We start from the raw sequence: 18,954 nt of genomic DNA, 5'->3' as shown, positions 1-18,954 counted from the left end.
ATGGAAAAGACAAAATATAAAATATTAAATAGCAGAAATGGCGAAATATTAGCAAGTAAAGTGGTATTAGCAGACACCTTTTGGCTACGACTAAAAGGACTTATAGGTAGAGACAATATTGAAGATGAAGAGGCTCTAATTCTATACCCTTGCTCTGAAATCCATTGCTATGGAATGAAATTTAACATTGACATTATTTTTTTAGATAAGGATAAGAAAGTAATTAGCTGTATAGATAATATAATACCTGGTTCAAGGGCAAGGGTTAAAGATGCGAAGTATGCCATAGAATTTAAGGCAGGGTTAGTAAAGAAAAAACAAGTAAAGAAAGAGGATATACTTGTTTTTGAAGAGTGTTTATTTTAATATATAAAGTAATATGAATTAAGCAAACCGCTAATATTGTATTTTGCCGATAATCTATGTAATAAGGTTTTAGCTTTTGAGAAATCCCCTTTGGCTATTAGTGTTTTGAGTAGTACTTTTTCTTTATACATGATTACATCTTCTAAATAGCAGTCAATAAGATTTAAAGCATTAATTAGACTTTCTTTTTTGACAGGAAGAGCTAATGCTTCGTCTATTAGTTCGTATAGTTTTAAGACCTCTCCATTATCTACAACCATAATACAATTCGAATAAACAGATTGACTTCGTTCAAGTACTGTAAATTTATATTTATTCCAGATTTTATTTATATCTACGAAATTTGAATTTACACAATTAATACATTTAATTGCTGATAGATCCTTATCTTTAACTTCTAGCATGATGTCTGGAGAAAAGGATAGTACTTCATTATAAAACTTAATAAAGTTAGATGTATCAACGAAGTCGGAGTGAGCACCGACTTTTTTGTTTTGCGCCATATCCGAATAGTGTAGTTTCATGGATCCATCTAAATTACTCCAGGTTTTACTAACTTTATGTAAAATTTCAGTTAGGTTCGTAGATAAAGATGGGTTTAAGTTGTGGTGGAGATTATCAAAAATAACTGGTATACCTATGCTATCACTTAATTGTAAAACATCAGAAATATTATAGGACCGCTCATCGTTTTCAATAACCAATCTTTTTTTTGAGGAGCTCGATAACAATTTAAAGTTTTGTTTAAATCGCATAAGGGACTCTTGTTTGTTATTATATACTCCTCCAACGTGTATTATTATTTTACAGCTGTAGTCTACGTTCAATGAGTCTAGAAAAGTACAGTGGTATTCTATGTCCTTAATTGATTTTATAACAGTTTGCTGGTCCGGAGAGTTTAATACAGTGTACTGGCCAGGATGCATGGATACTCTAATGCTATTATTTTTAATGAATTTTTCAATTTCAAGCAGCTCATCCTTAAAAGCCTTTGTCCAATTTATAGTATTAATTTCATGGCTCCCAAAGGGAATAATATCAGAACTTATTCTAAATAGGTAAATTCTATTGTCTATGTTGTATTTTAATATTTTATTTAAGTCCAAAAGATTCGACCTACTAGTTTCTAAAAACTTATCAACTGTAAAATTTTTTAAAATAAATCTTCTATTAGTTTTATAATTAACACCAAGAGAAATACAAGCATAGCCTATTTTCATACAAAACACCTCTTTATTTACATATGAACATAGTATATACAGATTTAATTATATTTAACGCTAAGAATCATATAGGATATTTCTCTTATTATGAACTCCCGCAGGTTTGAAGATTCTCAAGTATTAATCGTATATTATAGCTTTCCCTTGTTCCCTTAGTTTTTTTAAAGTTGTAAGCATATTGTTTATCTCTTCATCGGAATGTCTTTCCCATGAACCTAATTCAGCTACTATTTTTAAAGGAGATTTAGACCTATATGATCGTGTAGGATTACCAGGAAATCTTTTGTCAGTTAAGTTCGGATCATTTTCGAAATCTTCTAACGGTTCGACAATATAAATCCTTTCCTTTAAGTCAGATGTTGCTAATTCAGCACCCCATTTAGCCGCATCTAATGTTGCAGTAAAGTATATATAGTTGGACTTTTTATCTTGGTAATTTGATAAGTGTTGTGGTACTAATAGATCTCCAATTTTTAGTTCTGCTTTAGTACCATGAAAGAAAGGTCCATTATCTAACACATCCTGTTTGTTATGCATATTGATCCACCTCTTATTTTAGTTTATGTATAACATTATAGTGTAGAAATTATAAGAAAAGTAGTCTCGAAATAATATGTAAATAATGGTATAATATTAGTAGAGAGTGTTTTGAACGGCAATTACCAATTCAATTAGTGATTTATGCACATTCTTATCCAGATGCGCAATTGATCACACTTATTGTAGTTGCACACTTATAAATAGACTTTTAATAAGTTGAAGGTGTAGTAATTTGAGAAAACTTAAGAGGAATCCCAGAACACCTTATTTTATAGTAATGGATTCTACTGTGTTGTGATGTGAAACTTTTAAATCATAGTGAGATATTGTATTTCTTTCTCACATTCTTATAAACTGCTCTCTTTTTTCTCTATTAGGTTCTTGTTTAATTCTGTATGCATCGATATTATGAAAAGTAATATCAGAATCTTCATCAATACCTGCACCTGCTACCATATGAAAACTTCTACTTACCACCCTAGCTCTACTTTTGCAGGGATTTCGCAACTCATAAATTGACACGTTACCAATTCCACTCATAAGATATATCATTAGAGTTGAGTGGTGGATTCACTATCACAAATGAAATTGAAAGTATAGTAATTATAAGAATTGAAATTAATATAGTAACTTAATTATAGTTAATCGACTATATTAACAGAGTAATTATATCTAACTTTTCAGACTATATATAGTAACAATATTTTCTTATTTTAGCTATATCACACTTAATTGTTTAAAAGAAAATGAATTTATTTTCTTAAAATAAATAAAAAAGAAGTCCTGCATTATTGCAAGACTTCTCGTTAACCACCTAAGGTTATATCTTGTTCGCTATACCATTTTAAAGCATCATGCACATGTTGTTCTTTAAAGTCAGGCCAATATTCATCTACTACGAAGAAATCCGCATATACAGATTGAACGGGTAGAAATCCACTAAGACGTCTTCTACCACCCCATCTAATAATTAAATCAATTCTTGAAATATCATTAGAATTAATATATTTATAACAGTTTAGCTTGGAGTTATTTGTTTCTTCATTAAGCTTAGCTAAGTCCCATTGCCAACCGTAGTTAACTAGGAAGTTGACTTTAATACTCCCTTTACCAAAGGTTTTACGCTCCCTAAAAGGTAGCAGTTCCTTAGGAAACATAGGGGAGTCTGAGTTTCCTAAAACTAATAAAGCAGCATCCTCTTTTGCTAACATTTGAACTGCCTTAATGCATGCGTTAGTAAATGCCAGTCGCTGAACTGTTGGACGCTTTGTATTATCTACAGTAAAGCCATAGTATGTAATTTCTTTAACACCCAATTCTTTACATATACGAAACATGTCCATACCAGGGTCTAGTCCTAAATCATAGCCTTTTTCTTTTGTTAGACCTTGGTTTTCGGCCCATCTTCTATTGCCATCAGGTATAATGCCGATGTGATTAGGTATTCGCATTACTTATCCTCCTAAAAATTAAAATATATTTCTATTATTGACATATATTTCATTAAGATACATATCAATAGAAAATTTAATAATTAATACTAATAAGAATATTAAAAAAATTGTTGAAATAATACGGTAAAAGTCTTAGAATATATTATAATTAGGTTTAAAACTATTATAATTATTATAGGACAGGGGACTTTATTTTATGAACTTATCTAGCAGGATTATATCTATGCAGGAATCACCAATAAGAAAGCTAGCACCATATGCTGTTGCTGCTAAAAAAAGTGGAAAAAAGATTTATCATTTAAATATTGGACAGCCAGACATACTAACACCGCCCGCCTTTATGGAAACTGTAACAAACTACAGTGAAAAAGTACTTGCGTATTCGCCATCGGAAGGAATACCGGAGCTAATCCAATCAATTATTCAATACTACAAAGGATACGAAATCGATTTCGAAGAAGACGAAATATTAATTACAAATGGGGGATCTGAAGCACTACAATTTTCTATTATCGCCATAGCAGATGCTGGTGATGAGATTTTAGTTCCTGAACCTTTCTATGCCAATTATAATAGCTTCTGTTCTGCAGTAGACGTTAATATAGTGCCGGTTACCTGTAGAGCTGAGGAAGGATTTCATTTGCCACTAAAAAGCTATATAGAAGGTTTCATAACTCCCAAAACGAAGGCTATAATGGTATCACACCCTGGAAATCCAACGGGGGTAGTATATACTAAGGAAGAAGTAAAATTATTGTGTGAAATAGCTATAGAGCATAATCTTTTTATTATTTCTGATGAAGTTTACAGGGAATTTGTTTATGATGGTTTAGAATTCTTCAGTTTTGCAAATGTGAAGGAAACAGAAGATAGAGTAGTTATAATTGATAGTATTTCTAAAAGATTTAGTGCATGTGGGGCTAGAATAGGGTGTATAGCCAGTAAAAATAAGCAACTAATAGCACAAATATTAAAGCTTTGTCAAAGTCGTTTGTGTGCACCAACACTTATGCAAATAGGAGCTATACAACTTTACAATACACAAGAGAACTATTTTAAATCAGTAAATAAGGAATATGAAAAGAGAAGAGATATTATTTATCAATCTTTGAATAATATACCTAATGTAATATGCAGAAAACCTACAGGTGCATTTTATGTAATAGCAAAGCTACCTATAGAAGATGCAGAAGACTTTTCAATTTTTCTTTTAAAGGACTTTAGTATTAACAATGAAACAGTAATGCTGGCACCAGCCAAAGGCTTCTACTCAACACCAGGATTAGGGAATGATGAGGTTAGAATTGCATATATATTAAAGGAAGAAGACTTAATTAGTGCTATGGAAATACTCAACAAGGGTTTGATTCAGTATTTAAATAATAAAAACATGTTACCTAAATAGGAAACATGTTTTTTAACATTTATTATAGAATAATTACATTTTTTTATAGAAAAATGTCTTTATAGGGGCTAGATTGTATCTATTAGGTAATATGATTTGTTCTGTACTTCCAACAAAAAGAATGCCATCCTTTACTAAGGAATCATGGAATTTATGATAAATTTCATGCTTAGCTTCTTCAGTAAAATAAATCATAACATTTCTACAAATTATTAAATCACAATTTTTTGGGTACGTATCCTTTAATAAATTGTGCTGCTCAAATGTAACTCTACTCTTAATACTTTCACTTATTTTATAGCTATCGCTTACTTGAGTAAAGTATTTATCAATATGTACTTTGGGTAGGTTCGCAACACTCTTTGCAGTATAGAGGCCTACTTTTGCCTTATTTATTGCACCTAAATCAATATCCGTAGCTATAATATTAATTTGATTCAAAGGTAGAAATTTTGTTAATAGCATAACTAAAGAATAAGGCTCTTCTCCAGTTGAGCAGGCTGCACTCCATATTTTAATATTTGATTTATTTTTTAATAGAATCGGGAATACTTCAGCTTCTAGAACATCCCACTGTTGAGGATTACGATAAAACTCAGATACGTTTATAGTAAGGTAATTTATAAACTCATCAAATATCTTTGAATTAGTAAATGCATTAAAATAGTTATCGAAATCATTAAATCCATTTCTTTGCATTAGAGACTCAATTCTTCTTTTCATTTGACGTTCTTTATAGGAAGATAAATCAATCCCCGTTTTTTTGTATACCTTCTGTTTAAAAATTTCATATCCGTCCATAAAATCTCCCCTTTTGAACATGGTTTTATTGTATAAATCAATTATAGCATAAAAAAATAAAGAGTCTAGGACTCTTTATTTCTTTATAACATCACCTATAGTAACTGATGTATCATCATTATTATATTCAATTTTTTCTTCAACAGGTTCGTTAGCTGCAGTAATACTTAAGCTTATACGTTTATCTGTTGTATTAATGTCTAGTACCTTTACTTTAACTGATTCACCAACTTTTAATCTATCTGATGGCTTAGCAATATGGTCTGTACTAATTTGAGAAATATGAACTAGTCCATCTAATCCAGGCTTAAGTTCAATAAATGCACCGAAGTCTGCTAGTCTAACAACTTTACCTGTTACAATATCGCCTACGTTAAGTTCATTTTGGATATTGTCCCATGGTGCTACTAGCGTGCTTTTAATACTTAAAGAAATTTTATCTTTTTCTTTATCAAAATCTAGTACTTCAACTTTAACTTGGTCACCAATTTTTAAAATTTCAGATGGATGTTTAACTCTTCCCCAAGATAATTCAGAGATATGAACTAAACCGTCAAGTCCGCCTAAATCAATAAAAGCACCAAAGTTAGTTATTTGTCTAACAGTACCTAATAAAACCTTGCCTTTTTCTAAAGTACTATAAATTTCTTTTTTATTCTTTTTGTTTTCTTCTTCTAATACTGCTTTTCTTGTTAAAACTACTTTATTTTTCTTTCTATCTATCTCAGTTACTTTTGTGTTAAAAGTTTTTCCTACAAATTCATCAAGATTTGAAACATATCTATCAGATAATTGACTTGCTGGGATAAAACATCTTACATTTCTTGCTATAGCAATAACTCCACCTCTTACAGCTTCAGTTACTTTTGCTTCAACTATAGATTGAGATTCTTGTATTTTTTGAAGGTCTTCCCATCCTTTTTCTGCATCCACTCTTTTTTTAGAAAGTAAGATGTTTCCTTCCCCATCATCACTTTTAATTACATAAACTCTTATTTCATCACCTGGTTTAACTAATTCTCTTGGGTCTACAGAATCGTCATTTGAAATTTCATCCCTTGGAATAACACCGTCAGATTTATAACCTATATTTACAGCTATTTCATTAGCAGTTACGTTAATAACCTTTCCTGTTATTATTTCTCCACGACGAGGAACACGCATAGATTTTTCTATTTCCTCCATAAAGCTTTCCATTTCGTTAATCATGAGATTGCCTCCTTATTATAATAAATATGTAACTTACACATAAATTAACATACTTATAAATTTACTATATTTCTTTTAATATTTCAACAATATCTTTTATTATCCAGCTAGGTGCAGAGGCACCAGCTGTTACACCAATAACATTATATTTTTTTAACTGATCTATTGGAAGTTCATCCTTTGACTGAATAAGAAAGGCAGCGTCTGGATTAATACTATGACAAATTTCCAATAACTTCTTAGTGTTAGAGCTATGATTATCTCCAATTACTACCATTGCATCTACTTCTTTAGCTAAGTTTCTCGTAGAATCTTGTCTACGCTTTGTTGCTGTGCAGATAGTATCGAACTTTTTAATATCATTAGTTTTATTTTCTAAGTCTTTACTTATCTCACAAAACAGTTCAATTGGCATTGTAGTTTGGGATACTAAACATATCTTATCTATAAATGAAATATTTTTTGTCTGGTCAATAGAGTTTATTATAATTGCCTCGTTATTGCACCATCCATTAATACCAATAACTTCAGGATGATCTGGACTTCCAACTATAATTATAGTATAACCTATTAAATAATAATCTTTTACTATATTTTGAATTCTTTTAACATAAGGGCATGTAGTATCTACGATTTCTAAGCCTTTTAATTTGGCTTTTTCATAAACTTCCTCAGGAACACCATGGGAGCGAATGATAATAATACCATTACTAATATCATCTAAGTCATCAACCGCTTTAATGCCTTTTTTTTCTAACTCATTTACTACATGGGTATTATGAATTAATGGTCCTAAGGTATATAATCTCTTATCTATATTTTCTTCATTCATTTTAGAAAAAACAGTGTTAATTGCCTTTTCAACTCCAAAACAAAATCCCGAATGCTCAGCTAATATAACTTTCATATGTCCTCCTTAAAATACAACTTTTACAGTATTCGATAAAAAAATAATAAATCCTTCAATTTTTAATAGTATTGTTAGAATTTTAATAAATTTTATTACAGTAATAATTATATCTAATTACTAAGTATTAAACAAATAATGATATAATATAAATATGTTAAATGTTAAAGGGGAGGAATAATATATGATTTTGAAAGAACTTTTCGAAAAGGGTGTAGATTTCCAAACATTTATTAATCTTGATGGGGATATTAACAGGGACTTAATCCTTAACACATATAATAATATTATTATAGATGGTACATTAATTAATTCTATTAAGCTTATTAAGAAAAGAATAAATGTATTAAGTTTTGCTGAAATATGGTGTCCTGATTGCAAGATAAACGTACCCTGCCTTTTTAAGTTAACAGAAATTAATTCTAATATACAGATGAGAATTGTCCCTAGAGAAGGGAATGAAGAAGTGATGGAAAAATATAAATATGAAGGTAAGATAAGAATACCAACTTTTGTGGTGTTAGATGAGGAATTTAATGAGTTAGGTGCCTTTATAGAAACACCTAAAACACTAAAGAGGGTAATTAATACAGGTAATGAACTACAAGTTATTATAGCTAAGCGGAAGTATAATAAAGGGGGATACTCAATAGATACTATTGAGGAAGTATTAAGTATAATAGTATAAAGAAAAAACTAACCGATTTTAAAGAACAAATCGGTTAGTTAGGACTTATTTAGCTAAATAATATTTCTAAAGAAAATGTGAATTATTATAAATACGAAAAGTAAAGGAATTAAAGTCTTATGTAGTTTCAACCAAGTTTTACTAAAAAGTATTTTTTTTCTTCCGAAAGTAGTAATGCATCCCATAAAAATTACCGTAAAGAGTACTAAAGTGCCCGTATGTAGTCGTATAGTTCCTAATGCCATAAAACCATGAATTAGTCCTATTAGTACAATAGTAAAGCCTAGAAGAGGATGATAATTTCGAGCACTTTTATAAAGGGCTAATAACTCTGGTTTTCGTTTTTTTAGATACATTCTTTTAAGTGGATATATAAGTACCATAAAAATAATTAGTACTGAATTTAGCCAACCTAGAGCGTCTACCATATAAAGCCTCCTTTCAGGTAATAAATAGTTATTTAAAGGGCTAAGATTAATTATTTTGAAAGAATAATTTAGCAAACAATGTAACAGAGGTAACTACATTAATACATATTCAAAAGAAAACTTTTTTATGGCTACATTAGTAAAAAACAGTCAATTATTTTTATTCTAAAAATATGACATAAAAGTAATAGTGCTGCATGCCAATAGACAAAATTTTACATATGTGTTATTATAGTAACGGATTTAAAAAATGGGGGGGAATATAATGTTTAACAAGAGAAAAATGTTATCATTATTTGTTGCTTTACTAATGATAACAACTGTATTAGTTGGGTGTGGGAGCAAAAGCACTAGCGGTGTCGTGAAAACTCCAAAAGAGATGGTATATGATGCTTTTATGAATGATTTAGATGTTAAAACACAAGAATTCAAAGTAGATATGTCAATGAGTTTAAGTGGTACAAATGTTAATGATCCTCAGTTTGACTTTATTTCAAATATGCTTAATAACTCAAGAATTGTACTAAATGGTAAAACTGATACTGCTGCGAAAAAAGCTGAAATTAATGCAAATGTAAACATTGGTGGAATGTCATTTGAAGGTAAAATGTTTATTAATGATAGAGTTATTGCTCTAAATGTTCCAATTCTTGGTATGATGATGAATGATCCTAGATTAGCGACAGGATATGTTGTTATAGACTCTGATAAATTAATGGAAGAGCTTGGTCAAGAACAGGTGGATTTATTCGGAAATGATGAGGAAATGGTTAAGCTTGCAACAAAAATAGTTGAAATGTATTTAGATTTACTTGAAGAAAGTATGTTTAAAAATAATGGAAAAAAAGAAATAACTATTGCAAATTCAAATACTAATGCAACTGAAATTGATATTAATATTGGAGAAACCGAATTAAAAGATATTTTCACAAATGCATATACAATGATAAATGATCCTGAATTTGCTGACCTTTTATTTGAACTAGTAACTATTTCAAATCCATATATGACAAGAGCTGAGTTTGATAATGACTTAAACTCATTGAGAAGAGAAATAGACCAAAATTTTGACGGTGATTTCGATAAAGTATTTGAACAAATCAAAGAAGTTATCGATTTCGATAACACTTCTATAAAGATGAGTTTATATATTAATGATAAATCGAATATTGTTAAAGCGGTTTCTGATATTTCATTAAATTTTAGGGACAATGAAACATCTGTTTTATTTGATTTATTTGTTGAAACTGACGCATGGAATATAAATCAACCTTTAACTATAGAAATACCAGAATTAAATGAAACAAATAGTGTAGATTTTTATGAGTTGCTTTTTATGTACTTAGGAAATGTATACTACTAGACTAAATTTATATAGGGACTGGTTAACGCCAGTCTTTTTTTTATAGTAAATCTATTTATGAGGTGGGTAAATGCATCAAATTTTATTAATTGCAATGAAAGATATGAAAAGAGACGGGTTAAGGGCATATAAAAAGCTTTTGTTAGTTACTTTTGCAAGTCTAATCACAATAGTTTCTATTTCAAATGGTCTTAGTTTCCTTTTTAAAGAGGGATTATTTATAAATAAAGCTAATGTGGTTGTAGTAAATGAAGATGCACATCCTCTATCAAACCTTTTACTGCATCAAGTATCTGAGGATCAAAATATAAAAAACATTTTAGATATATTAGTTCTTCAGAATGTTGAAGAAGCTGAAAAAACTGTGGAAAATAATAATGCGATGGCAGCAATAATTATACCCAAGGGCTTTATAAATAGTTTAGAGGTTGGAAGGAATTATCCTGTACAGCTGATAACTAATAGTGCAAGTCCGGTTCAGTCAAAAGTAATTGAATCCTTACTTAATAGTTATATGAAAAGTGTATCAGCTGGTCAAAGTGCTGTAAATGCAGTGTGGGATTACTATGGAATGACAGACATGTCATATGAAGAGAAATCTAAAAAAATTGACTCAGTAATAAATGATATTACATTTAGAGTCTATTTAGCCAGAAGTAATGTATTGAATAAGGAAACTATATTGAGTATTAATAATATATCATCTATGGAATTTTATCTTTTTTCTGTTTTAGTACTTTTAACAATGTTTATTGCAATAACAGGTGGAAAAGAGGTAATCTATGAACGGAATAATTTAGTTTTTAAGAGATTACGCTTAGGTGGTGTTAGTGGATTCAAATATTTATTAGGAAAATATATATATTTATTTTGTAAAATATTGATCCAATCTTCCTTTATTTTAATAATTACATTGTTTATATTAAATACAAATATTAACAAAGAATTTCTATTATTAATTTTGTTATTTGTTCTAGTAAACTGTTCAGTTATTTCCTTAGGTTTATTTGCATCATTGTATATAGGCTCTGAAGATAAATATGTTACTATGGGTAATTCATTTATTTTAATTATGGCAATTATAGGTGGTAGCTTCATACCTACAATATATTTACCTGATAATATAACAATACTATCTAGATATACACCTAATTATTGGGCTTTGAATGGGTTTATAGGGATATTTACAAATAATCAGAAGGATGTTCATACATCTTTAATGGTACTAGCATTAGTAACTATTATGTTCTTCATTGCTTCTATTACGACATTGACATATAAGGAAAGGTGTGGAAAAAGTTGAAAGCTCTACTTATTGCGAAACTAAGAATTAAGCTAATACTAAAATCACCTAGAAATATAGTCTCTCTATTTCTTTTTCCTTTAATATTGATATATTTAATTTCATATATTTATAGCCCTAATACTGTAAGCACAGTTCCGATAGCAGTTGTTGATAAGGATATTAGTGGATATTCTAAAATTTTGATTTCTCTTATTAAAGAAAATGATGTTATTTCTGTTTTGGAAACAAATGAAGAAAATGCTAGAGAACTAATAAGAAAAAATAAAATTGAGGGAGCATATATTATTGAACATGGGTTTGAAGAACTAATTAAAGGAGATAAATATCCTAAAATAACAGTGCTAAAGTCAGGAGCTGCCATAGGTGCAGATACAATTAGTGAAATAATTGCTAGTGGTGTTGTTAGATTATTGAGTAATGCTAGAGCAGCTAATATAGTTGTAAGTGAATATGAATGGAGAGGTATAACATATCTTAGTAAAGATGTACTGTGGCAAAATGTTTTTGATACTTCTGAGTCTTATTGGTATCCGGAACAACTAATGAAACTTAAACATAGGCAAATTAATGGTGCTGTTGAAATTGGTGGGGATAGTCTAGGGAATATGGGATTAGGCTCAGGATATATTGGTATAATTATAACTTTCCTAGTATTATCATTAGGGTATATATTTACAACAATAGTAACAGAAAAAAGAGAGGGAACTTTAATAAGACTATATTTATCCCTAAGTGAAATGGAAATTATACTAGGCTATCTATTATCAATGATGTTCTTTTTAATTGTTCAAATTTTAATTTTACATTTAATTTTTAGTAAGGTATTTAATATCTTCTATGGTATTCCGATTTACTCCTTTTTTATTATAATGCTTTTATATAGCATCTATATTTCGTCTATAGTAATGACTATAGCAATTAGGATGAATATTACAGAGAGTTTAAATAGTTATTATTCAATAGTAGTTATTCTAACATCAATTGTTGGAGGATGTTTTTGGCCAGTAGAACTTCTTTCCCGTCCATTTCAGTACATAGCTCTATTTACTCCTCAAGGTCTATTTTTATACATTATTAAACTTACTAGAATCGGGGCTTATTTTGAGGTAATAGCATATTCCCTATTAATAATTACTATTAGCATTCTACTTATTCGTTATAGCGCTAAAAAGCTTTCTATAATTATTCAAGGTGAAATATAATGTTTAAACTGCTATAATTATTATAATTTATTAAAGATAACGTCTAGCTTAAGGAGGAAGCTCATTTAATGATATTAATAAAATCAATAAAAACAGGATTTATAAAAGGGATAGAAACTACTTGGATGTTAGGAAAAGTGGTAGTCCCTGTATACTTAATAGTTACAATATTGAAATATACACCTGTAATTGATTGGATTACTATTCTGTTTACACCACTTATGACCCTATTCAATTTACCAGGTGAGGCAGCTATAATTCTGGTCCTAGGGAATGTTTTAAATATTTATGCAGCTATAGGTGCAATAAGTGCAATTAATCTAAGTACCATGGAAGTGACTGTAATCTCAATAATGCTTTCTTTCTCACATTCACTATTAATCGAGACGGCAGTTACTAAAAAATTAGGTATAGGGGTAAAAAAGGTTGTTTTAATAAGAGTTGGGCTAGCCGTGATATCAGGGATAGTTGTAGGTCAATTAGGAGGACTATTATGATTATTGAAATTTTAAAAGAAGGTATTATAGGAAGCTTTAACTCAGTTTACTCTATAGCAATGATTGTATTTCCAATTATGATAGGACTCCAAATATTGAAGGATTTTAAGGTTTTAGATAAAATAGCAAATATGTTTAGATTTGTGACAAAGCTATTTAATATTTCTGTAGATGCAGTATTTCCACTATTAGTTGGGGTCATTTTTGGTATTTCCTATGGAGCAGGAGTTATTATTCAAAGTTCTAAAGAAGGAGATATATCCTATAGAGATTTATTTTTAATATCTGTATTTCTAATTACTTGTCATGCTGTTATAGAGGATACTCTAATTTTCGTTGCAGTGGGTGCTAACGGCTATTTTTTATTAGGGGTCAGACTTATTTCAGCAATTTTATTAACTTATGTATTGGCTAAAAGAAAAATAGAGGATGAAGAGAATAGCATACAAAAGGAAGAATGCATAGTTATAAATGAATAATATGTGAATAATTCACAAATACTATATTGTCAAAAAGTATTTACATACAAAAAAAATTATTATATAATTTCATTTATGGGATTTGATTTGTCCCATAAATATATGTGCTGATGTAGCTCAGGCGGTAGAGCACTTCCTTGGTAAGGAAGAGGTTCGTGGGTTCAAGTCCCATCATCAGCTCCAATAAAATTCTCTAAAATGCGCCTTTTGATGAAGAGTATCATGGGGTGCATTTGCTATTTTTTGCTTACTAATCATACGTTAATTTAATTATACATGAGTTATGCAGTTGACTCCATATACTGGGAATTTTGCACAGTAAACCAACCTAACAATAAATTCTTCGGCCAAAATTTATCAATAAGTCTTGCAAATTGCCTAACTTCTGTGTCAAAATGTACTTGTATAGTTTGAAAGCATTGCTGTGCTTTTATAACGATACGGTATGTGGCGTTGAAAAAGTTTCGGACCATTTCGCCGTGGGTGAAGCCTTCTTCAGCGCCTTTATTATTGAGTTCCCATCTTGCATAGACAAGTAAAGTTTCTGCTGTAAAAATGAGCTCAATATGGGCGTAATGATGACTTTCCGACGTTGAGTGGCAAGAATTCAACCCCAGTTCTTGTTTTGCAGTTCTAAAAAAAACCTCAATGCTCCAACGCTTAATATATGCATCTAAAGCTTCTTCAGGATTATCGACCCTATTACTAATCAAAAGGTAAGCCCCACGATATGTAGCTGCAACCTCTTTGTTTTTCTCAAATTCATCCTTCATCATTTCAGTATCTTCTTTGAGTCTTGTAGCTACAACTGCTGCAATAGGCGTATAACGATACTTAGTTACTACTTTACCCTGCTTTCCAACTAAACGGTAGGGTAACTTGATATAAATATTAGGTATGGATATAGCACTTACTTTATCTTTGGCACCACTAATAAGAAGTTTGAAAAAAACTTCTTTAATAAGCATTGAAGGCTTTACAGGGATAAAGCGTTCTCGGCCTGTAATATTCTCAATTTCTTTTCGATAAAGTGCTGTATTACGTTTTGCCTTAGTAACCCAATCATATTGATGATCTGTGAGCCAATTAAAAAAGTCTTTGCATAAAAACCAGCGGTCCATGGCAACCCATAGTACCCCTGTGTAAATCCGGCGAATATCCATTAGCATTTCTTTTGAAAGATCTATTTTTGTCTGTTTTTCATCGCTATTTTCTACCTTACGCCAAATACGCCAAAACAATGGATATTTAAGTCCGTTCTTTAATACAACAGTTGTAGCAACTATATTCATACACCAGATATTTATTTTAATGGAGCTATCATATAACCAACAAAGGAAAGGGATTTTCTTTCCATGGGCATGAGCCACCTTTGTATCATCAAGTACAATAACATCTCCTTCAGTAAATGCAGTTTCTTCTTCTTGTTGTAGTCTTTGTACTCTTTTAAAACTAAATAAACCCCAATTATAATCAGTTGTAAAAAAGCGGCTAAAGGTATATTGAGCCATTTTAAGATTCCGAAACATCGGTTGTAATAAGCTATCCTTAGTAGCATAATCAGAAATACGTGAGACAGAATTTTTATTAGCAATAAGTCCTACCACATAAGCAAAAGCAATAAGCCAAGTGGGTACACCATTACGTTTTACAATACCCGATTGCGTAAGCAGAAGTGAAAAATCAAATTTATCCCAAATTGCTTTTAAAACTGGCGTTCCGCCCCCATTTCCTTGTTGTAAATTTCTATATTTCGGTTTCCCAAGAGTCATATTTATCACCCATTCATCAAGAGTAATGGCTATTAATACCATTCACTTTGATTATTGGGGCGGGTTTAAAAAGTCAAGTCTTTTTTGCTATTTCAAGACATATAAAACAAAAATATTTTTTAGTATATTATAATATACGATACATCAGTCTTATTTACATTTATTTACACGAACTGCATAACTCATGAATTATATACAAATATACCAATATATACCGATTTGTATCGACAAAATACGACAGATTTCTTAACTATTTTGATGTAAAATGTTGCTAAACTAGTTAATATTTAATATACTTAAAGTACACGATGAAAATAGCAAACTTATTGAAAGATAGGGACGCAAAGCCTTGGGTCTAAGGGTTATATTAGCCTATGATTGCCAGGTTGCCAAAACGTAAACAAAACTTTATTTAATATAAAATTTGTTTTGATATTTGGCACTGATTACAGTGCTTCTTTTTATAGTTAACTTAAATTTGATTGTACAACTCTACTAATAAGGGGAAAGAGCTATGTCAAAAGTTAATAACCTAAAAAACAGCACCGTAAATAAGAATAAATTAATATATTGGCCATTACTGATAGGGGTTATAGCTATTTTAACTGTAAGTTTAGCCAGTTATTTTATAAGCAAAAACCTACTAATTAAGCAATTAGAACAAGATGGTATAAATATGGCTAAGATAACCACTAAGAAAATAAGTAGTGGTATTTTATCAGTTGAAATAATTAATAATTTAATAGATGATAAAATTAAATTATCAGGAAAAACTGTTCTAAAAAATAGAGAAAATTTAAGTAATGAGCTCTTAATAAAGATTGCTGAGGATTTTAACATAGATGAAATAAATTGGTATAGCCCTCAGGGGAGTGTAGTATACTCAAACTTAAAAGAACACATCGGTTGGACTCCCCCAGCAGATCATAATGTACAATATTTTAAAAGTAGTGATGATTTAGAATTAGTTGAAGAAATAAGAGCCTGTACTATAATAGGAAATCATTTTAAATATGGATACTTTAAAGATAGTGAAGGAGCATTTGCTCAGGTAGGGATTATAGCTAGTAAAATTCAGGAGCTCACAAATTCATTTAGCTATCAGCAAATAGTAGATAGCTTAGCTAATGAAGATACGGTTCTTTATGCCCTTATATTAGACAAAAATTTAAAAGCTATAGCTGACTCTGATTATGAGGATATAGGACTTATATATGAAAATGATGAGGAATACATAAATGCACTTGATGGCAAACTTTCAGGGGTAATATGGCATTATGATAGAATAGGTCAAAATGTATTAGAAATTGCTGCTCCTATTTATAGGGGAAATGATATTATTGGTATTTTAGGTATAGGTTTATCTATGGAAAATGTTTATTCTTCCATATATTTTATCATATTAAGCTTTACAATTATTACAGTTATAATGGTATTGTTTTTTTATTGGATTCAAAAAAGAAATGTAATACAACCTATAAGACAATTAGACGAGAATATTAAGCAAATAGATATAGAAAACAATCTAGACTATATATTGCCATTACCAGAACGAGATACTTTTATTGGTCTATTCTCAACAATTAATAATTTAATTTATAGGGTTAATAAGTCTTTTCACCAATTAAAGGAGAAGGAAGAATATATAAGTCATATAGCCTATCACGACCCACTAACAAACCTACCTAATAGAAGGCTGTTTACAGAAAAACTGGAAAGTGAGTTAAACAGTAATAGAAGTGGTGCGGTAATGATATTAGATATTGATAATTTTAAAGGGATTAATGATACTTTGGGTCATATTTTCGGTGATAAGGTTTTACAAAAGGTAGCGGATAATCTTTTGGAAATAAAAGAAGAAAATATCTATTTATCTAAATTTGGTGGTGATGAATTTTTAATCCTTTTAACCGGTGAAGATGATATTACTAAAATAGAAAATTATGTTATAAGAATTATGGCTGCCGTAAGTACTAAGCTAGAAATAGAAGGTCACGATATTTACTTAACCTGTAGTCTAGGGGTTACTTTATATCCTATAAATAGTAATAATGTTGATCAGTTGATTATGAACGCTGATATGGCCTTATATAGCGTAAAAAGTACCGGTAAAAATAACTACATGTTCTTTAGTGAAGAGATGGTAGATAAAGTAAATCAAAAAATTACAGTTGAAAATATCCTTCGAAAGGCATTGAAAGACAATGGGTTTAAGCTTTTATATCAACCCCAAGTATGCACATTTACAGGAAATATAGTTGGATTTGAAGCACTACTAAGAATTAAAGATGAAAATGTATCCCCTGGGCAGTTTATTCCAGTAGCAGAAGAAACTCGAATGATTATTGAGATTGGAAGGTGGATAACCGAAGAGGTAATAAATCAAATTAATTCTTGGAAAATTAAAGGTCTAGATATTAAACCTATAGCAATAAATTTCTCAGCGGTACAATTAGATGATGAAGATTATTTCATATTTTTAAAGAATAAGCTAGAAGAAAACCGTATAGAAGCTAAATACATTGAAATTGAAATAACTGAAAGTCTATTTATGGAAAGAAAAGATAAGACAATAGAATTTTTAAAACAACTAAGGTCTCTAGGGGTTAAGATCGCATTGGATGATTTTGGTACTGGCTATTCATCTTTAAGTTATCTTACATTTTTACCTGTAGATAAACTTAAAATTGATAAAACTTTAAGCGATAGATACCTAGAACTAAATAATTCTAAAGTAATTGAAGGAGTAATTTCTTTAGCTCATAGCCTAGATTTAGAGGTAGTAGCAGAAGGAATAGAAGATTTAGAGCAATATAATCAGTTACAAATAAGCAAATGTAATTATATTCAAGGTTATTTATTTAGTAGGCCATTAGAAGTCGAAGCAGTTGAAAAAATATATTATGATAACCTTTTAGAAAAAATTAATTATTCAAGATAGTGTTAACTATAAAGAAAAGTAGTTGCTATTGGGGGGTAGCAACTACTTTTCAAAAACTTTAAATATGAATTTATGTTTGGTATTTAATAGTATAAACATTTTTAATTTATTCATTCTGTAAAATAAAAAAATTATAAATAAACATTAGGGTATCTATCAGTAAAGAATCAATATTTAGTATTTTTGAATAAAAACTAAATTTGATAACAAACTAATATAGTCAACAAATAGTTTTGTATCAAATTAATACGTAATAATCTTATTCACAAAATAAAAAACTTGTCTTTTTGTTAGTTATTTTGATAAAATTATAGTACATATTTCCTATTAATTGGATTAGGAATTTTTAAAATTTTTAGAATAGTAAATAAAC

18 protein-coding genes, 1 tRNA gene and 1 riboswitch are annotated in these 18,954 nt (G+C 29.7%); of the genes, 10 read left to right on the top strand and 9 right to left on the bottom strand.

Features of this window, described 5'->3' with window-relative positions; translation table 11 throughout:
- The gene (locus HZR23_RS15630) at positions 1-366 is read left to right on the top strand and encodes a DUF192 domain-containing protein (RefSeq protein WP_132848928.1); all 366 of its coding nucleotides are present in this window, start codon (positions 1-3) and stop codon (positions 364-366) included.
- Here HZR23_RS15630 and uvsE read toward each other — a convergent pair.
- From uvsE to HZR23_RS15610, 4 genes are all read right to left on the bottom strand, one after another.
- Positions 363-1,586 (bottom strand): UV DNA damage repair endonuclease UvsE, encoded by a 1,224-nt coding sequence (gene uvsE, locus HZR23_RS15625; protein ID WP_132848927.1) that lies wholly within the window; start codon positions 1,584-1,586, stop codon positions 363-365. The genes HZR23_RS15630 and uvsE overlap by 4 nt on opposite strands.
- A 123-nt stretch (positions 1,587-1,709) precedes the next feature.
- Complete coding sequence (arr, locus tag HZR23_RS15620) at positions 1,710-2,126, bottom strand: NAD(+)--rifampin ADP-ribosyltransferase (RefSeq protein WP_132848926.1); 417 nt, start codon at positions 2,124-2,126, stop codon at positions 1,710-1,712.
- 342 nt (positions 2,127-2,468) lie between these two features.
- Complete coding sequence (locus tag HZR23_RS15615; protein WP_213050278.1) at positions 2,469-2,606, bottom strand: hypothetical protein; 138 nt, start codon at positions 2,604-2,606, stop codon at positions 2,469-2,471.
- A 329-nt stretch (positions 2,607-2,935) separates the two neighbouring features.
- The gene (locus HZR23_RS15610) at positions 2,936-3,580 is read right to left on the bottom strand and encodes an undecaprenyl diphosphate synthase family protein (protein WP_132848925.1); all 645 of its coding nucleotides are present in this window, start codon (positions 3,578-3,580) and stop codon (positions 2,936-2,938) included.
- Positions 3,581-3,779: 199 nt separating this feature from the next.
- Between HZR23_RS15610 and HZR23_RS15605 the strand changes: the two genes are divergently transcribed.
- Positions 3,780-4,988 (top strand): pyridoxal phosphate-dependent aminotransferase, encoded by a 1,209-nt coding sequence (locus HZR23_RS15605; RefSeq protein WP_132848924.1) that lies wholly within the window; start codon positions 3,780-3,782, stop codon positions 4,986-4,988.
- A 33-nt stretch (positions 4,989-5,021) separates the two neighbouring features.
- On the opposite strand, the gene HZR23_RS15600 is transcribed toward HZR23_RS15605, so the two are convergent.
- The 3 genes from HZR23_RS15600 to ispH all read right to left on the bottom strand — a co-directional run bounded on the left by HZR23_RS15600 (position 5,022) and on the right by ispH (position 7,905).
- On the bottom strand, positions 5,022-5,789 hold the full coding sequence (locus tag HZR23_RS15600) for a CheR family methyltransferase (RefSeq protein WP_132848923.1): 768 nt from the start codon (positions 5,787-5,789) through the stop codon (positions 5,022-5,024).
- A 75-nt stretch (positions 5,790-5,864) separates the two neighbouring features.
- Positions 5,865-6,998, bottom strand: a complete 1,134-nt coding sequence (gene rpsA / locus HZR23_RS15595) for a 30S ribosomal protein S1 (RefSeq protein WP_132848922.1) — start codon at positions 6,996-6,998, stop codon at positions 5,865-5,867.
- A 64-nt stretch (positions 6,999-7,062) separates the two neighbouring features.
- A complete protein-coding gene (gene ispH / locus HZR23_RS15590; RefSeq protein WP_132848921.1) occupies positions 7,063-7,905 on the bottom strand; it encodes a 4-hydroxy-3-methylbut-2-enyl diphosphate reductase in 843 nt (280 codons plus the stop codon).
- Between the two features lie 184 nt (positions 7,906-8,089).
- On the opposite strand from ispH, the gene HZR23_RS15585 reads away from it, so the two are divergent.
- On the top strand, positions 8,090-8,593 hold the full coding sequence (locus tag HZR23_RS15585; protein WP_132848920.1) for a thioredoxin family protein: 504 nt from the start codon (positions 8,090-8,092) through the stop codon (positions 8,591-8,593).
- Positions 8,594-8,646: 53 nt separating this feature from the next.
- Here HZR23_RS15585 and HZR23_RS15580 read toward each other — a convergent pair whose 3' ends face one another.
- Positions 8,647-9,021 carry a hypothetical protein gene (locus HZR23_RS15580; RefSeq protein ID WP_132848919.1) on the bottom strand — a complete coding sequence of 125 codons (375 nt, stop codon included), beginning with the start codon at positions 9,019-9,021 and terminating at the stop codon, positions 8,647-8,649.
- Between the two features lie 265 nt (positions 9,022-9,286).
- On the opposite strand from HZR23_RS15580, the gene HZR23_RS15575 reads away from it, so the two are divergent.
- From HZR23_RS15575 to HZR23_RS15550, 6 genes are all read left to right on the top strand, one after another.
- Positions 9,287-10,384, top strand: coding sequence for a DUF6583 family protein (locus HZR23_RS15575; protein ID WP_132848918.1), 1,098 nt, complete (start codon positions 9,287-9,289; stop codon positions 10,382-10,384).
- A 70-nt stretch (positions 10,385-10,454) separates the two neighbouring features.
- On the top strand, positions 10,455-11,687 hold the full coding sequence (locus HZR23_RS15570) for an ABC transporter permease (RefSeq protein WP_132848917.1): 1,233 nt from the start codon (positions 10,455-10,457) through the stop codon (positions 11,685-11,687).
- Complete coding sequence (locus HZR23_RS15565) at positions 11,684-12,892, top strand: ABC transporter permease (RefSeq protein ID WP_165913716.1); 1,209 nt, start codon at positions 11,684-11,686, stop codon at positions 12,890-12,892. The genes HZR23_RS15570 and HZR23_RS15565 overlap by 4 nt, the downstream gene beginning before the upstream one ends.
- Positions 12,893-12,960: 68 nt before the next feature.
- Positions 12,961-13,389 (top strand): nucleoside recognition domain-containing protein, encoded by a 429-nt coding sequence (locus tag HZR23_RS15560; protein WP_132848915.1) that lies wholly within the window; start codon positions 12,961-12,963, stop codon positions 13,387-13,389.
- Positions 13,386-13,868 (top strand): nucleoside recognition domain-containing protein, encoded by a 483-nt coding sequence (locus HZR23_RS15555; protein ID WP_207667900.1) that lies wholly within the window; start codon positions 13,386-13,388, stop codon positions 13,866-13,868. The genes HZR23_RS15560 and HZR23_RS15555 overlap by 4 nt, the downstream gene beginning before the upstream one ends.
- A gap of 106 nt (positions 13,869-13,974) precedes the next feature.
- Positions 13,975-14,051, top strand: a tRNA-Thr gene (locus tag HZR23_RS15550).
- Between the two features lie 98 nt (positions 14,052-14,149).
- On the opposite strand, the gene HZR23_RS15545 is transcribed toward HZR23_RS15550, so the two are convergent.
- Positions 14,150-15,682, bottom strand: a complete 1,533-nt coding sequence (locus tag HZR23_RS15545; RefSeq protein ID WP_249536699.1) for a transposase — start codon at positions 15,680-15,682, stop codon at positions 14,150-14,152.
- A 264-nt stretch (positions 15,683-15,946) separates the two neighbouring features.
- A riboswitch (cyclic di-GMP riboswitch) is annotated at positions 15,947-16,034 on the top strand.
- A 120-nt stretch (positions 16,035-16,154) separates the two neighbouring features.
- Here HZR23_RS15545 and HZR23_RS15540 point away from each other — a divergent pair.
- On the top strand, positions 16,155-18,581 hold the full coding sequence (locus tag HZR23_RS15540) for an EAL domain-containing protein (RefSeq protein ID WP_243098244.1): 2,427 nt from the start codon (positions 16,155-16,157) through the stop codon (positions 18,579-18,581).
- Positions 18,582-18,954 lie beyond the last annotated feature (373 nt).

Source organism: Serpentinicella alkaliphila (assembly GCF_018141405.1).
GTDB classification, from domain to species: domain Bacteria; phylum Bacillota; class Clostridia; order Peptostreptococcales; family Natronincolaceae; genus Serpentinicella; species Serpentinicella alkaliphila.
The sequence above is the reverse complement of the archived record's forward strand: the minus strand, read 5'-3'. Positions and strand labels throughout refer to the sequence as shown.

Coding starts and splice junctions, on each gene's coding strand:
- HZR23_RS15630 (WP_132848928.1), top strand. CDS start 1: ATGGAAAAGACAAAATATAAAATATTAAATAGCAGAAATGGCGAAATA.
- uvsE (WP_132848927.1), bottom strand. CDS start 1,586: ATGAAAATAGGCTATGCTTGTATTTCTCTTGGTGTTAATTATAAAACT.
- arr (WP_132848926.1), bottom strand. CDS start 2,126: ATGCATAACAAACAGGATGTGTTAGATAATGGACCTTTCTTTCATGGT.
- HZR23_RS15610 (WP_132848925.1), bottom strand. CDS start 3,580: ATGCGAATACCTAATCACATCGGCATTATACCTGATGGCAATAGAAGA.
- HZR23_RS15605 (WP_132848924.1), top strand. CDS start 3,780: ATGAACTTATCTAGCAGGATTATATCTATGCAGGAATCACCAATAAGA.
- HZR23_RS15600 (WP_132848923.1), bottom strand. CDS start 5,789: ATGGACGGATATGAAATTTTTAAACAGAAGGTATACAAAAAAACGGGG.
- rpsA (WP_132848922.1), bottom strand. CDS start 6,998: ATGATTAACGAAATGGAAAGCTTTATGGAGGAAATAGAAAAATCTATG.
- ispH (WP_132848921.1), bottom strand. CDS start 7,905: ATGAAAGTTATATTAGCTGAGCATTCGGGATTTTGTTTTGGAGTTGAA.
- HZR23_RS15585 (WP_132848920.1), top strand. CDS start 8,090: ATGATTTTGAAAGAACTTTTCGAAAAGGGTGTAGATTTCCAAACATTT.
- HZR23_RS15580 (WP_132848919.1), bottom strand. CDS start 9,021: ATGGTAGACGCTCTAGGTTGGCTAAATTCAGTACTAATTATTTTTATG.
- HZR23_RS15575 (WP_132848918.1), top strand. CDS start 9,287: ATGTTTAACAAGAGAAAAATGTTATCATTATTTGTTGCTTTACTAATG.
- HZR23_RS15570 (WP_132848917.1), top strand. CDS start 10,455: ATGCATCAAATTTTATTAATTGCAATGAAAGATATGAAAAGAGACGGG.
- HZR23_RS15560 (WP_132848915.1), top strand. CDS start 12,961: ATGATATTAATAAAATCAATAAAAACAGGATTTATAAAAGGGATAGAA.
- HZR23_RS15555 (WP_207667900.1), top strand. CDS start 13,386: ATGATTATTGAAATTTTAAAAGAAGGTATTATAGGAAGCTTTAACTCA.
- HZR23_RS15545 (WP_249536699.1), bottom strand. CDS start 15,682: ATGGTATTAATAGCCATTACTCTTGATGAATGGGTGATAAATATGACT.
- HZR23_RS15540 (WP_243098244.1), top strand. CDS start 16,155: ATGTCAAAAGTTAATAACCTAAAAAACAGCACCGTAAATAAGAATAAA.